We start from the raw sequence: 13,233 nt of genomic DNA on the forward strand, positions 1-13,233 counted from the left end.
AATGCGTTTTGCTATATTTTGCGCGCTCAATATGAGTATTTATCGCTGGAACAACAAGAGGTTCACTCATGTCCAATCTTAAAGAACAAGCACTCGCCTACCACGCTAACGGCAAACCGGGTAAGATTGAAGTCATCCCGACCAAGCCGCACAGTACGCAGACGGACCTCGGCCTTGCTTATACGCCAGGTGTCGCCGAACCATGCCGTGAAATTGAAAAGGATAACAATAAAGCCTACGATTACACCGCAAAAGGCAATCTCGTTGCTGTGATTTCTAACGGTACCGCCGTTCTCGGCCTCGGTGACATCGGTGCAGTCGCCGGTAAACCGGTGATGGAAGGAAAAGGCCTCCTGTTCAAGATTTACGCTGGCGTAGATGTGTTCGACATTGAAGTCAACGAAAAGGACCCTAAAAAATTCTGCGATATCGTAAAGGGCATCGCTCCGACTTTCGGCGGCATCAACCTGGAAGACATCAAGGCTCCGGAATGCTTCGAAATCGAAGAAACCTTGAAAAAGGAACTCAACATCCCGGTCATGCACGATGACCAGCACGGCACAGCTATCATCAGTAGCGCAGCTCTTATCAACGCTCTCGACATCGCCGGAAAGAAAATCGACGAAATCCACGCTGTCGTAAACGGCGCTGGTGCAGCTGCTATCGCTTGCACCAACCTTTACGTTTCCCTCGGCATCAAGCGCGAAAACATCGTCATGCTCGACTCTAAGGGTGTGATCCGCAAAGACCGCGAAAAGCTCACCCCGCAAAAGGCTGTCTACGCAACGGATCGCGATATCCACACGCTCGAAGAAGCGATGAAGGGCGCAGACCTCTTCCTCGGCCTTTCCAAGCCGAACATCCTCACGAAGGAAATGCTTCAGTCCATGGCGAAGAACCCGATCGTGTTTGCACTCGCCAACCCGGTTCCGGAAGTCTCTTACGATGTCGCCATTTCTTCTCGCGAAGACATCATCTTTGCAACGGGCCGTTCCGACTATCCGAACCAGGTGAACAACGTGATCGGTTTCCCGTACATCTTCCGAGGTGCTCTCGACGTCCGCGCAACGGAAATCAACGAGCACATGAAGCACGCTGCTGTTCGCGCTATCGCTGAACTCGCCCGCAAGCCGGTTCCGGAAGTCGTGAACATCGCTTACAACTCCGAACGCTTCTCCTACGGCAGAAACTATCTCATTCCAAAGCCGCTCGACCCGCGCCTTCTCACCGATGTTTCCATCGCTGTCGCTAAGGCTGCTGTTGAAAGCGGCGTCGCTCACAAGCCGATCACCGACTGGAACGCTTACTACGACAAGCTCCGCGATATGATGGGTTACGACAACAAGCTCATGCGTGGCTTTACGGACATGGCAAAGTCCGCTCCGAAGCGTCTCGTCTTCACCGACGGCGAAAACATCAAGTCGATCAAGGCTGCAGTCCAGACTCTCACGGAAGGCGTTGCAAAGCCGATCCTTCTCGGTAACGCAGAAGTCATCAAGGATTTATTCGAACAAGAATCCCTCTCCATGGACGGCATCACGATCATCAACCCGCGTTCTGCAGAAGAAAACGACCGTCGCCACAAGTTCGCTCAGATCTACTGCGAAGAAAACGGTCGCAAGGGCGTCACGCTTCCGCAGGCTTACGACGAAATGTTCCGTCGAGACCGCTTCGGTATGATGCTCCTCAAGACCGGCGCCGCAGACGCAGTTCTCGTCGGCAACCACAGCAACATGGCAGATTCCATCGAAACCGCCAAGAAGGTCATCGGCATTCGCAAGGATTACAACCACTTCGGCGCTCTCCACATCGTGAGTACGAAAAAGGGCGTTTACTTCCTCGCAGACACACTCGTGAACTCCGACGCAAATGCGGACACGCTCGTCGATATTGCAAAGCTCACACACGATGCCGTGAAGTTCTTCGCATTCGACCCGGTGATGGCAATGCTCTCCTACTCGAACTTCGGAAGCGATCCGAAGACGACGGGTTGTGCAGAAACCGTCCGTCAGGCTGTGAAGAAGCTCCACGAACAGTATCCGGAATTCGTTGTGGATGGCGAAATGCAGGTTAACCTCGCTATCGACGACAAGCACCGCGATCGCAAGTATCCGTTCACGAAGCTCTTCGGCAAGACCGTCAACACGCTCATCTTCCCGAGCCTCAGCGCAGCAAGCACCACTTGCCACATGCTCCTCGAAATGGGTGTGACCGAAAACATCGGTCCTGTCCAGATGGGCTTGAACAAGCCGGTTCACTTTGTCGAAGGCGACAGCTCCATTCACGACATCTTCAAGCTTGCCGTGATCGCCGTTGTCGACGCTATCGCTCAAGAAAAGAAGGAACAGTCCGCTAACGCGCACTAAGTTCTTCTGAACTGTGGATTGAAAAAGCACCGCGATTCCGCGGTGCTTTTTATGTATTCAAAACCGCCGGCTATGCCGACGGGATTTTTATTCTTATAAATCCAGGATCAATGCGCGATACGGCCTTTCGCATCAAAGTTTTGCACCGAGCTTCCCTTGGGGGTGCGAATTTCGACACTTCCACCATTCACAATGACTTTCACAAGCGAAGGCGATGCCGACGAAGCCCTTTTTCGATGGGAATAAATTGCCGAAGTCGTGTCCGCATAAATCGGGGCGATTGCTTCTGCCCACAAACGGTGCATTGCAGCGCCTCCGCCCGTTTCTCCATTCGGATGCACACCGTCGGAAGCTAAATATTCCGGATGTTCCTTAAAGAACGCATAAAAATCCGGGCCCTGATAAAGACCGTTTACCTGAATCAGGCTATCTTCCGCCGCGAGAAATTCCGGCGCGAGTTGCCAGCCGGCCTTGCTTGAATCCGTTGCAAGCGTTCGAGCAAGAACCACAGAAATTCCATACGCCTTCGCGGCATCGATAATCGTCTGCAAGTTCTGGACATAGGTCGAAAGGTTCCACGTACCGCCGCCCCAGCCGTCATTCGTTCCCATTTCAATCGCCCAAAAATTCACGTTCCCAACCGCTTCCAAATACTCCGGCAAATGATTCACAATGTCTGTCGTATTAATGCAGGAGACGCCACCGCGAAGCATCGCCGGCGTAAAGTCCGGGAACTGCTCATGGATAAGCATTGCCGTCGTCTTGGTCGTATCCGAATCCTGCTGCTTGATCCCCATCGCCGAAATACTCGTTCCCATGAAAAACCAGGTATCGTTTTGGCCGTTGCTGATGTCAAAAACTTCTACTTCCAAAAACTGCCCCGCGTTATCGTCAGAAACCAAGCGGATCCACGACTTGCCTTCAAAATCTACCGCCACACCGCGCGCAAGCACTTGGTTTTGGGTGACGACATAAGCCGTATCCCAGTCACCGTCAAAGCCCGTGGTGCTGTTTGCCGAAGTCAAAATGGCGAAGTCCGTCAAAAGCGTTTTTGTATGCGGGCAAGCCGAAGCGAAATCCGCCCAGTCAATTCCGCCGAACGAATAAAGCTCCCAAGAAACAAACACCTTGGAAGGTCCTTCCCCAATATGAAGAGCCACATTCTTGGATTCCTTATATTTCCAATTCGTGAGACTCCCATCTGTCAGGTAAGCGCTCGAATCGTTTCCATCGACATAGGCCATCTTGCCTTGAGAAAGATTTTCATTCGGGAGAATGGCAAACGCCCAAGCCGCGCAAAAAAGCGGCAACGCTAAAAATTTCATACACAACCTAATTCCTTTCGCAAAGCACCTTTAACAATATATACTTTCCAAATACCATCCGATTCAGAAACTATCTTTGGAATCCACAAAAAAGGAGTTTCCGTGTTTAAACGAGTTTTCCGCATCTTGACGATCGTCCTTTTTATTTCGGCGGTTTCCGCCTTGGCTTCGGAACCCTCTTCGATTTACACTAGGATTACAGATTGGTACAGCGACAATTTGAACTACGGATCCGTCGCCCTGCTGATGGCGATTGAAAGTTCCTTTATTCCGTTCCCGAGTGAAGTCGTGGTGCCGCCCGCCGCTTACAAGGCCCTACAGCCGGATTCCGGTTTGAACATCGTTCTGCTCGTTCTCGCGGCCACGTTCGGTGCGCTATGCGGAGCGTTCATCAACTATTTCCTCGCCAAGGTTCTCGGTCAGCCGATTATCTACAAGTTTGCGGACTCCCGTCTCGGTCACATGTGCCTGCTCGATTCTAAAAAAGTGGAACAGGCCGAAAAGTTTTTCCGCGACCACGGAGCCATTTCCACTTTCGTCGGCCGTTTGATTCCGGCAATCCGTCAGCTGATTTCGATTCCCGCAGGACTTTCGGGTATGAAGCTCAGCACCTTTGCTCTTTTTACCGCACTCGGCGCACTGGTCTGGAACACGGTCCTTGCCATTCTCGGCGTGATTGCCCACGGTCAAAGCGATATCATCCAGAAGTACAATTCCGAGCTCTCGATGATTCTTTTAGGCCTTGCAGGACTCTTTGTCTGCTACATTCTGTACAAGGGCTTGAAAAAGAAAAAGTCCGTTCCGCAGAGCGCAGAACAGACTTCTGAAATTCAGAAAACGTAATTTTTTAGGACTTTAGAAATTGCAATTTTCCACGCAACGGTTGCGACGGAATTTTGCCGTGTGCACCACGATGCCCTTGTTGTACTTGTGGTAGATTCCTTCGCGGATTCCGTTCACAAATTCCATGTCTTCCGAAATCATGCCGTTCGCGTCGAACATGCGAGCGACCCCGTTGACATAACCTTTCACATAGGTCATTTCCGAACGGAGCGTTCCCGTCGAATCCCATTCCTTGGAAATGCCTTCCGGGATTCCCATGACAAAGGTATCCTGATTGCGGAGCTTTCCATTTTCATAGTAAGTCTTCGATACCCCGTGTTCTTTTCCCACGGCGTATTCCACTTCTTGCCAAAGTTGACCGTTCACATAGTAGCTCTTGTAAAGTCCGTCGAGCTTGCCGTCCAAGTAATTGGATTCAACTCCTAGCTTTCCGTTCGGATGATACGAAACAAAGTGGCCTTGGCGAATTTTTGTGCCTTTCTGCACGGTGTAAACTTCTTGCAACGTTCCATCTGCTGCACTCACACGGACCGTATCCAACGCATCCGCAGCCATCACATGGGATGCGAGCAAAAACAAGGCGATTATGGCGTACTTTTGCATTTCCATTTCACTATCCTACTTTCTTTTTAAAAATTAGAATGTATTTTGTGGGGGATTATGAAAGTTACCTTTTTAAATCCGCCATATTTCCCGATGTTTAGTCGGGAATCCCGGAGCCCGTGCGTGACCAAGTCCAGTACGCTTTATTGGCCGATGTTCTTGAGCTATGCAGCCGGAACCGTGGAAGCGGATAACAACGAAATTCAGCTGATCGACAGTCCTGCAATGGACCTCGACCTCGAAAAGACGGCCGCAGCCATCCGCGCCTTTGGCCCGGAACTGATCATCGCGAGCACCAGCACTCCGAGTATCATCAACGACCTTTCCGTCATCAAAACGCTCAAGGTTATGTTCAACGTTCCGACCGCCATCATGGGAACGCATGCGACAGCCGAACCGCTCGAATGCATGCAGATGGAACCGAACCTGGACTACGTCATCATCGGCGAAGCGGACTACACCTGCCGCAACCTGGTCAGGCACCTCCGCGGCGAAATCTCTCATCCCTCGGACATCGCAGGTCTCGCCTACCGCACACCGGAAGGCGGCGTCGACTTCCAGCCGGAAGGTCCAAAGATTTCAAACCTGAACGAGATTCCGTGGGTCAGCAAGACCTATTACAAGCATCTGTATTCTTGCTACAAGCGTTACTTCTACGGCGCAAACCTGAACCCGCTGATTGTGATCCTTTCCGGTCGTGGATGCCCAAACCGCTGCAGCTACTGCGTTATTCCACAAACGCTGAACGGTCACGTTTTCCGCATGCGCGATCCGAAGGATGTCGTCGACGAACTCGAATACATCAAGGAACATTTTGAAGACCTGGGCGAAGTCTTCTTCGAAGACGATACGTTCACCGCAAACCATCGCCATGTGAAGGAAATCTGCGAGGAAATTCTCCGCCGCGGACTGAAGATTACATGGAGCTGCAATGCCCGTGCCGACGTTCCGCTCGAACTTCTGAAGCTGATGCACAAGGCCGGCGGTCGTGAAATGTGCGTCGGTTTTGAAAGCGCAAGCCCGGATGTTTTGAAAAATATTCACAAGGGCGTGAAGAGCATCGACCGCGCTATCCAATTCACCAAGGACGCCCGCAAGGCAGGTTTCCTTGTGCACGGATGCTTCATGGTCGGAAACCTGGGCGACACCCCGGAAACTCTCCGCATGACCTTGGACTATGCGAAAAAACTGAACCCGAATACCGCCCAGTTCTACCCGATTATGGCTTATCCGGGAACCGAAGCTTACAAGGAAGCCGTCGCAAGCGGCGCCCTCGAAAGCACCGATTACAACCAGTGGCTTGACAAGGACGGTTTCCATCGCACAACGATCAAGCGACCGGGACTTTCGAGCCAGGCTCTCGTGGACTTCTGCGACAAGGCTCGCCGCGAATTCTATCTACGCCCGAGTTACATCATCCGTCAGGGCATCATGGCGATCAAGAATCCGAGAGAACGCTATCGCGTTTTCCGCGGTTTCAACACGCTCGTCAAGCACCTGTTCCGCAAGCACGGCGAACTGACTCCGATTGCCCGTCAAGCTCCGACGAACAAGCAGTAAGCGATTCCGTTTACAAAAGCAAAAGCCCGTTCATGCGAACGGGCTTTCGCTTTAAAAATATTTCTTACTTGGAAACTTTAGCGAAAGCGGCGTCGAGCTTTGCAATCGCTTCACGAGCTTCATTCGCAGAAACATTCAGCGGCGGAAGCATACGGAGAACGTTTCCCTTGGCAGAAAGCACCATCAGCTTTTCTTCGCGAGCTGCGGTAATCACGTTGCCCACCGGAAGATTTTCGTCCAAAGCGAGGCCGAGAATCAAGCCTTCGCCACGCACGGCGAGAATCGAAGCGTACTTTTCAGCGAGTTTCGAAAGGCCTGCCCGAAGCTCTGCAGAACGCTCTTCCACGTTTTTCAGCAACGCCGGCTGTGCAATCTGTTCCACAACGGAAAGGCCCGCCGCGCAAGCGATCGGGTTACCGCCGAACGTCGTACCGTGATCACCCGGCTTCAGCTGATCGGCAATCTTCTGACGCAAAAGAACCGCACCGAGCGGAAGACCGCCGCCGATTCCCTTTGCCAAAGAAACGAGATCCGGATTCAGTCCGTACTTTTCAAAACCGAGGAACGTGCCGAGACGGCCCATGCCAGCCTGCACTTCATCGAGAATCACGAGAACGCCGTATTCCTTCTGCAGGCTGTTAATCGCTTCGACCATTTCCTTCGAAAGGGTCATCACGCCGCCTTCTGCCGCAAGGCTTTCGAGCATGATCGCACAAGAGTTGCCGTCAATTTCTTTTTTGAGCGCGTCCACATCGTTCCAAGGAACGTGTACAAAATCACCCGGCATCGAACCGAAACCTTCACGAATGGAAGGCTGACCCGTTGCAGAAAGAGCGGCGAAAGTACGACCGTGGAAGCTGTTGATGAAGGTCACTATCTTCTGGCGATGAGATTCACCCTTGCGATTGAAATACTTACGAGCGAACTTGATGCAGCCTTCGTTCGCTTCCGTTCCGGAGTTGCAAAAGAACGCCTTATCGAAGCCCGTGATTTCCAAGAGCTTCCTGCCGAGAGCGATCTGCGGGTAGTTCGGGTAAAGGTTGCTAATGTGATTGAAATGGTTCAACTGTTCGACGATCGCAGCCTTGATGCCTGCATTCTGGTGACCGAGACCGTTCACGGCGATGCCCGCGACGAAGTCCAGATACTTGTCACCTTTGTCATCAAACAGATACGAGCCTTCACCCTTCACAAAATTGATATCGACCTTGCCGTAAAGCGGAGCAATGGTCGCCTGATCCTGTTCCAAAAGATTAGCGAAGGATTGTTCCATAGTTCAATTCTCCCTGAATTTGTTTCACAAACGTATCCGCATCCTTCCAGCCGAGAATGTGGATTTCACCGAGTCCGAGCTTGATCGCCTTGATGCTTTCCTTCACCTTCGGGATCATACCGCCACTAATCGTACCGTCGGCGATTAGAGCATCTACCTTGGCTTCGTCGAGACTCGAAACGAGATTCTTTTCCTTGTCGAGAACTCCCGGAACATCGCTCACAAGAAGGAACTTGTCTGCCTGGAGTGCAATGGCGAGTTCCGACGCCGCGGTATCCGCGTTCACATTCCAAGCGACACCTTCGCCGATGGAAATCGGGCTTACGACCGGCGTCCAGCCGGCCGTCCAAAGGTCCGTCACAATCTTCGGGTTGACCTTCGCGATATTGCCGACCTGGCCCAAGTCCACGCCGCCTTCACGCTTCTTCGCTTCAAAGAGCTTGCCGTCCACGCCAGAAATACCGATCGCGGATGCGCCTTCGTTTTCGAGCATGCGGACGAGCTTTTTGTTCACATGGCCAGAGAGAGTCATTTCGACCATCTTCATGATGCTCGGAGTCGTCACTCGCAGACCTTCGATAAATCGCGGTTCTTCGGAAAGAAGCGCAATGTTCTCGTTGATATCCTTACCACCGCCATGCACCACTGCCACCTGGAAACCCTGGGCAGAGAGCTTAGCGACCGCGCGAGTAAAATCCAGGAGCTTGGCCTCGTCGATTGCGAGACTGCCACCGATTTTAACGACGACTTTTTTCATTTCTCTGTGTACCTCTTTGTGATTTTGGAAACAAATTTATTTATAAATCCCCAAGTTTTGCACCTTATATTTTAAATGCGGAGCGTCAAACGACATTTTCTCCGACACGGATTTTTGAGAATTTTCGCCTCCTTTTCCATGCAAGAATTACTATATTCAAAGAAACAACCACCCGAATGTGCTAGAATTCGTCGTTTTGGCACATTCATAACCAGAGGCAAGATCTATGGCAATTAAAAAGGTTTGGCTCGATGAATCCGCCAGCGAATGCATCTCTTGCGGCGCCTGCGAAGGTGTCTGCGACGCAGTGTTCTCCGTCCCCGAAAAAATGAAGGTGAACGAAGGCGTTGATTACAGCCAGTACGAAGAAGACATCAAGAACGCGGCAGAAGGCTGCCCGGCTCAGGTCATCAAGTACGAATAATCTTCTTTCCTAAGTCAAAAAAACAGAAAAGCGGCTCCCATCCAGGAACCGCTTTTCTGTTTTAAACAAGAGCATCAGTCCGGTAAATTCTTCGCCGCGTACTGGGTCTCATACTCCAAGCGCAACCATTCCGCAGACCGGGCCTTGCTCACCACGCGGACTTCATCCAACGACCCGTTCCACGTTTCATCTTCTACGTCATTACCGCCTACGCGGAACGGAAGGGCCATATCCAATTCTCGCGGCTGAAAGGCTATCGGCTCGCTGACCCGTTTACCGTTCACAAACATCGAAACGGAATCGTTCTTCGAAACGAGACTGAGCATTTTCCACTGCGTCGAATCCGCCTTCAAAGAAACTCCCGGCAAGGAATCCCAGTGCAGAACATCGTACACCGCAAACACACCGGAGTTCGCTTCAAAGTACCACTGGAAAAGAGTCGAGTCCGCCCAAGAAGCACGCTTGGCAAACAGAATCTGATGATTGCCGTTGTCGCCGCTCCACAATGCCCAAACAGAAAGCGTAAAATCCCCCGAACAAGGATTCATCGAATCGAGAGAAATATACTGCCCTGCGGAAAGCGTCGCCCCGTAACCGATGATTCCGTAAGCGGCATCGGAATCGGTCGCAGCATGAATCGTCGCGTCTCCATTCATGTGCAAACTTGCCATCACCGAATCCGCTTCTAGGAATGCTCCCTGCGGAGCCAAAGGCTTTTCCCGCAATGCGAGCGAAAGGTTCACCCGTTGCGTTCCCGCCGGCAAAGAATCCAGGCGCACCCAGAGCACTCCCTGCGATGCAGAAGGCGTCCAGTAGTCGACTTCAAAATTCAATTCCGCACCGTCTTCAGAAAGAACCTGAAAAGCTTCCGGATCCGAGAACTTTTCAAAATCGATTTTATCGTTGAACTTCACCGGCAGAACAAAGCCGTAAAGCGTTTCCATCGGAGCGCCCGAAAGTTCAACAGAAATTTCCGTCAAAGAATCTGCTGGATCTGGAGCGATGCCTTCCGGCACTTCCGCAATCACAAGAACAGAATCTCCATTTTCGGAAACGGCAAGCGGTGGAAGAAACATTTCTGCCGAGTCCGACTCCGATGTTGCAAATTCATAATGCGCAAGGGATGCTCCATCCTTCACATAAACGAGCGAAAGCTCTCCATACGGCACTGCGTCAAACGCAAAGTTTCCATTCGAATCCAAAACAGCTTCAAGGCTCGTACCGACAATACGCACCTTGCCCATCGTCTGTTCCGCGATTGAGCCCGTCAAAGACTTGGAGTTGCCTAGAATGTAATCCACCGAATCCTTCACCGAACGGGCGAGATAATTTTCCGCATCCTTCGACACATACAGCACCTGCATTTCACGTGGCACATCGTCCAAAGTAAAGCGTCCAAGGCTATCCGTCGCGGTTTCGATCGAGTCTAAAATTCCAGCGCTTTCCCAGGAATCCGCATAGGCAACAACACGGGCCGCAACCGCCGGCGTCACACCGTCCGCAAGCGTCACCGTACCTGCAATCGAATTTCCGATATCCGTTACGCCGCCCGCATTCCGGTGATCATCACTACAACCCACCCATACACCGCAAAGGATTACGAACAAACTAACAAAGCGATTTTTACTCAGCTTCATTTTTCGTCTCCTTCTCTAATTTTTTGCTCATCGGAAACGCAACGACCATCATCTCGTAAACCTTATCGACAATCGGATCATCCGATGCCTTTGCGATAATTTTTCGACGCGCTTCTTCCAAAACCTTCACCGCATAATCATAGGATTTTTCACTCATCGCGAGAGTAGTAAACGTTGCAAAACGTTCAGAAGGCTTTTTCGTTTCCACAGAACCGATCGCCTGCTGCACATATTCCCGGCGAATCTGACGCAAATCCATCGGAGAAACCTGTTTGGCGTCGAGCATCAAAGCGGTACTTTTGTACTTACCGGATTTATCCTTTTGAATCAGTCCCCAGCGGAGCATGTTATCGACAGCCACCCGGGCCTCTTCCGTCGAAATGGAAGGTTCCACAGACCGCGCCAAGTGCATCATGTCACCGTCAAAATCCGAATGCACCACGAGTTCTCGCAAAACCGGATAATACCACTTGGAAAAATATTCCTTCTGATCGTGGGAAACATGCGAGAATTCGCTCTGCGAACGGATCTGGATAATTTCATCCCAGGCACTTTCACGCTCATCACTGCGCTTTGCCTGATTGTATTCCACCAGGGCAGAAAAATATTTGGACTGCCGACGACCAAGGCCCATCGCCTTCGTCATTTTTTCAATGGATTTTGGCGTCAGATTGAAACGTCCACGAATCACGTTCAGGCAATAAGATGAAGAACGGAAGCCAGCCTTGGCTGCAAAAAAGCGATGCGAAAAAACGGCGCGCATCTTTTTCTGCTCGTCAAAATAATCTTGTAGAAAACGGCGGTAATCGTCGTAATCAAACAATTTATCTATCGCCGACATATCAAGTTCAAAAATAAATTTTTACACACTAAAAGTCAAAAACCTTAAGCAATATGCAAAAATAAAAAGAGCGTCCCCTCTCCGATTTATATAAAATTTTACACGGCTAGACCTTTGACTCGCCGTTCAACTAGATCCAAGTCACTTCATTGCCCTTGCGGTCCAACGCCTTGCGAAGCGGCAAACCGTCTTCCGTTTCCGGGTATCCGATAATTACCGACGCGTAAACCCGTTCATCTTCATGCATGCCGAGTTCCTGCAAGTACGCGAGCAGATCCGGATCTTCGTTCAGCCAGCGGAGCTGATTGATCCAACAGCTTCCCAAATCGAGTTCATTCGCTTCGAGCATCATGTTCTGGATTGCACAAGCGGTATCCGCCATGTTGTTGCCGTAATCCTTTTGATTCGCAACGATGATCAAAACCGGAGCGTCATAGCAAAAAACATAGCCGCCTTTTTTCGACTGCAAAATCGAATTGCGCAAGCTCTTGTACATGCCTTCCGTCACTTCCATTTTGGCAAAGGCTTTTTCCACCAGAGCTACGAGCTTTTGAATCACATCCTTTTTGAGAATCGCAAAAAAGTGCGCGGACTGGTTATTTCCACCGCTCGGAGCAAAGCGCCCCGCTTCGATAACCTTTTGTACCTTTTCCAGTTCCACAGGGACCTGCTTGTAACGGCGGGTGCTACGACGGGAGTAAATGCAATCGAAGGTGTTCATTTCTTAAATATAGGTTTTGACTTGAGGGAGCAGTGTGGGGTTTGGAGTGCGGAATATGGGGTATTCAAAATTCAGAAACCAAGCTCTGACTGAGGGTAGAGGTTCACTTTACAAAAGTGTAAGTAAAAAATACAGATAATTGTTACATTTTAAACAGCTTAAAATCATCACAATGGAGAGAATATGAAACTTTTCACCTTGAAAAAAGTCGCTGCGGGCGCAGCTCTCTTAAGCCTTTTCGCCTGCGGAGAAGACAGCAGTTCGGGAAGCAAGGACCAGGACATCTTCAGCACGAAAGACGACCTGCCCGAATGCACCGAGAAAATCGCTGGAGACACGCTCTACGTGGAAAGCGATTCCGCGGATTACTTTTGCGAAGACGGCAAATGGATTCTCGTTGGCGACACGACAGGAACGGACACCTCGGACGTTTCCTCCTCGTCGGGAAAGAAACCGAGTAGTTCCTCGGCTGCAGACACCATCTTGAGCAGCTCTAGCACCAAAGAAAGCAGTAGTTCCGCAACGGTTTCGAGCAGTTCGGACACGAGGGAATATATTAAGCAATGCCCAAATGACACCATTTCAAACTCCTCGTTTTACATCGAAGGCGATTCGGTGGTTCTGGAGAAATTTCAACAAGCCAGCTATTACTCAGCTTTCATCGGCAACGCTTATCAGACGGACATCAAAGAGATGATTGAGCAAGCTGCATTGATGGAAAGCACATTGAACGATACTACGAAAGTTTGTGAAGAAAGCGACGAAGATGCTACTTCCATTTTGTGCGACATAGTAAAAAATGGCGGACATATTTCTCTAAACATCGATTCCACCAAAGCTTATGGTCCCTGGGCGGTAACGCGCATAAAAATGCCGAACTCCC

The 13,233-nt window shown here is 50.7% G+C and carries 11 protein-coding genes and 1 pseudogene; 5 read left to right on the forward strand and 7 right to left on the reverse strand.

What is annotated here, in order from left to right:
* Window positions 1-68: 68 nt before the first annotated feature.
* Window positions 69-2,366 (forward strand): NADP-dependent malic enzyme, encoded by a 2,298-nt coding sequence (locus MR847_RS05205; RefSeq protein ID WP_106519288.1) that lies wholly within the window; start codon window positions 69-71, stop codon window positions 2,364-2,366.
* Between the two features lie 107 nt (window positions 2,367-2,473).
* On the opposite strand, the gene MR847_RS05210 is transcribed toward MR847_RS05205, so the two are convergent.
* Entirely contained in the window at window positions 2,474-3,691 is a 1,218-nt protein-coding gene (locus tag MR847_RS05210; protein ID WP_287723132.1) for an SGNH/GDSL hydrolase family protein, read from the reverse strand.
* A gap of 183 nt (window positions 3,692-3,874) precedes the next feature.
* Between MR847_RS05210 and MR847_RS05215 the strand changes: the two genes are divergently transcribed.
* Window positions 3,875-4,534, forward strand: a complete 660-nt coding sequence (locus MR847_RS05215) for a DedA family protein (protein ID WP_353846839.1) — start codon at window positions 3,875-3,877, stop codon at window positions 4,532-4,534.
* A gap of 12 nt (window positions 4,535-4,546) precedes the next feature.
* Here the strand turns inward: MR847_RS05215 and MR847_RS05220 are convergent, their stop codons facing one another.
* Entirely contained in the window at window positions 4,547-5,143 is a 597-nt protein-coding gene (locus MR847_RS05220) for a toxin-antitoxin system YwqK family antitoxin (protein ID WP_287723133.1), read from the reverse strand.
* A 117-nt stretch (window positions 5,144-5,260) separates the two neighbouring features.
* Between MR847_RS05220 and MR847_RS05225 the strand changes: the two genes are divergently transcribed.
* Window positions 5,261-6,697: a B12-binding domain-containing radical SAM protein gene (locus MR847_RS05225; RefSeq protein WP_241899492.1), complete on the forward strand. Its 1,437-nt coding sequence runs from the start codon at window positions 5,261-5,263 to the stop codon at window positions 6,695-6,697.
* Window positions 6,698-6,761: 64 nt separating this feature from the next.
* Here the strand turns inward: MR847_RS05225 and MR847_RS05230 are convergent, their stop codons facing one another.
* Window positions 6,762-7,970 carry an aspartate aminotransferase family protein gene (locus MR847_RS05230; RefSeq protein WP_287723134.1) on the reverse strand — a complete coding sequence of 403 codons (1,209 nt, stop codon included), beginning with the start codon at window positions 7,968-7,970 and terminating at the stop codon, window positions 6,762-6,764.
* A complete protein-coding gene (gene argB / locus MR847_RS05235; protein WP_106519294.1) occupies window positions 7,951-8,727 on the reverse strand; it encodes an acetylglutamate kinase in 777 nt (258 codons plus the stop codon). The genes MR847_RS05230 and argB overlap by 20 nt, the downstream gene beginning before the upstream one ends.
* Before the next feature lie 226 nt (window positions 8,728-8,953).
* Between argB and MR847_RS05240 the strand changes: the two genes are divergently transcribed.
* Complete coding sequence (locus MR847_RS05240) at window positions 8,954-9,151, forward strand: ferredoxin (RefSeq protein ID WP_100425504.1); 198 nt, start codon at window positions 8,954-8,956, stop codon at window positions 9,149-9,151.
* Window positions 9,152-9,225: 74 nt separating this feature from the next.
* Here MR847_RS05240 and MR847_RS05245 read toward each other — a convergent pair whose 3' ends face one another.
* From MR847_RS05245 to MR847_RS05255, 3 genes are all read right to left on the reverse strand, one after another.
* Window positions 9,226-10,788, reverse strand: a complete 1,563-nt coding sequence (locus MR847_RS05245) for a LamG domain-containing protein (RefSeq protein WP_287723135.1) — start codon at window positions 10,786-10,788, stop codon at window positions 9,226-9,228.
* Entirely contained in the window at window positions 10,775-11,629 is an 855-nt protein-coding gene (locus MR847_RS05250; RefSeq protein WP_287723136.1) for a TIGR02147 family protein, read from the reverse strand. The genes MR847_RS05245 and MR847_RS05250 overlap by 14 nt, the downstream gene beginning before the upstream one ends.
* 130 nt (window positions 11,630-11,759) lie before the next feature.
* Window positions 11,760-12,350 carry a nitroreductase family protein gene (locus MR847_RS05255; RefSeq protein ID WP_287723137.1) on the reverse strand — a complete coding sequence of 197 codons (591 nt, stop codon included), beginning with the start codon at window positions 12,348-12,350 and terminating at the stop codon, window positions 11,760-11,762.
* 183 nt (window positions 12,351-12,533) lie between these two features.
* On the opposite strand from MR847_RS05255, the pseudogene MR847_RS05260 reads away from it, so the two are divergent.
* A pseudogene (locus MR847_RS05260) lies at window positions 12,534-13,233 on the forward strand (hypothetical protein); the annotation flags it as partial.

The sequence above is a fragment of the Hallerella sp. genome (genome assembly GCF_022776125.1).
GTDB lineage: Bacteria > Fibrobacterota > Fibrobacteria > Fibrobacterales > Fibrobacteraceae > Hallerella > Hallerella succinigenes.

Bases quoted from the DNA above. Each gene is read 5' to 3' on its own strand.
- MR847_RS05230 (WP_287723134.1), bottom strand. From the start codon at position 7,970: ATGGAACAATCCTTCGCTAATCTTTTGGAACAGGATCAGGCGACCATT.
- argB (WP_106519294.1), bottom strand. From the start codon at position 8,727: ATGAAAAAAGTCGTCGTTAAAATCGGTGGCAGTCTCGCAATCGACGAG.
- MR847_RS05205 (WP_106519288.1), top strand. From the start codon at position 69: ATGTCCAATCTTAAAGAACAAGCACTCGCCTACCACGCTAACGGCAAA.
- MR847_RS05240 (WP_100425504.1), top strand. From the start codon at position 8,954: ATGGCAATTAAAAAGGTTTGGCTCGATGAATCCGCCAGCGAATGCATC.
- MR847_RS05255 (WP_287723137.1), bottom strand. From the start codon at position 12,350: ATGAACACCTTCGATTGCATTTACTCCCGTCGTAGCACCCGCCGTTAC.
- MR847_RS05210 (WP_287723132.1), bottom strand. From the start codon at position 3,691: ATGAAATTTTTAGCGTTGCCGCTTTTTTGCGCGGCTTGGGCGTTTGCC.
- MR847_RS05245 (WP_287723135.1), bottom strand. From the start codon at position 10,788: ATGAAGCTGAGTAAAAATCGCTTTGTTAGTTTGTTCGTAATCCTTTGC.
- MR847_RS05220 (WP_287723133.1), bottom strand. From the start codon at position 5,143: ATGGAAATGCAAAAGTACGCCATAATCGCCTTGTTTTTGCTCGCATCC.
- MR847_RS05250 (WP_287723136.1), bottom strand. From the start codon at position 11,629: ATGTCGGCGATAGATAAATTGTTTGATTACGACGATTACCGCCGTTTT.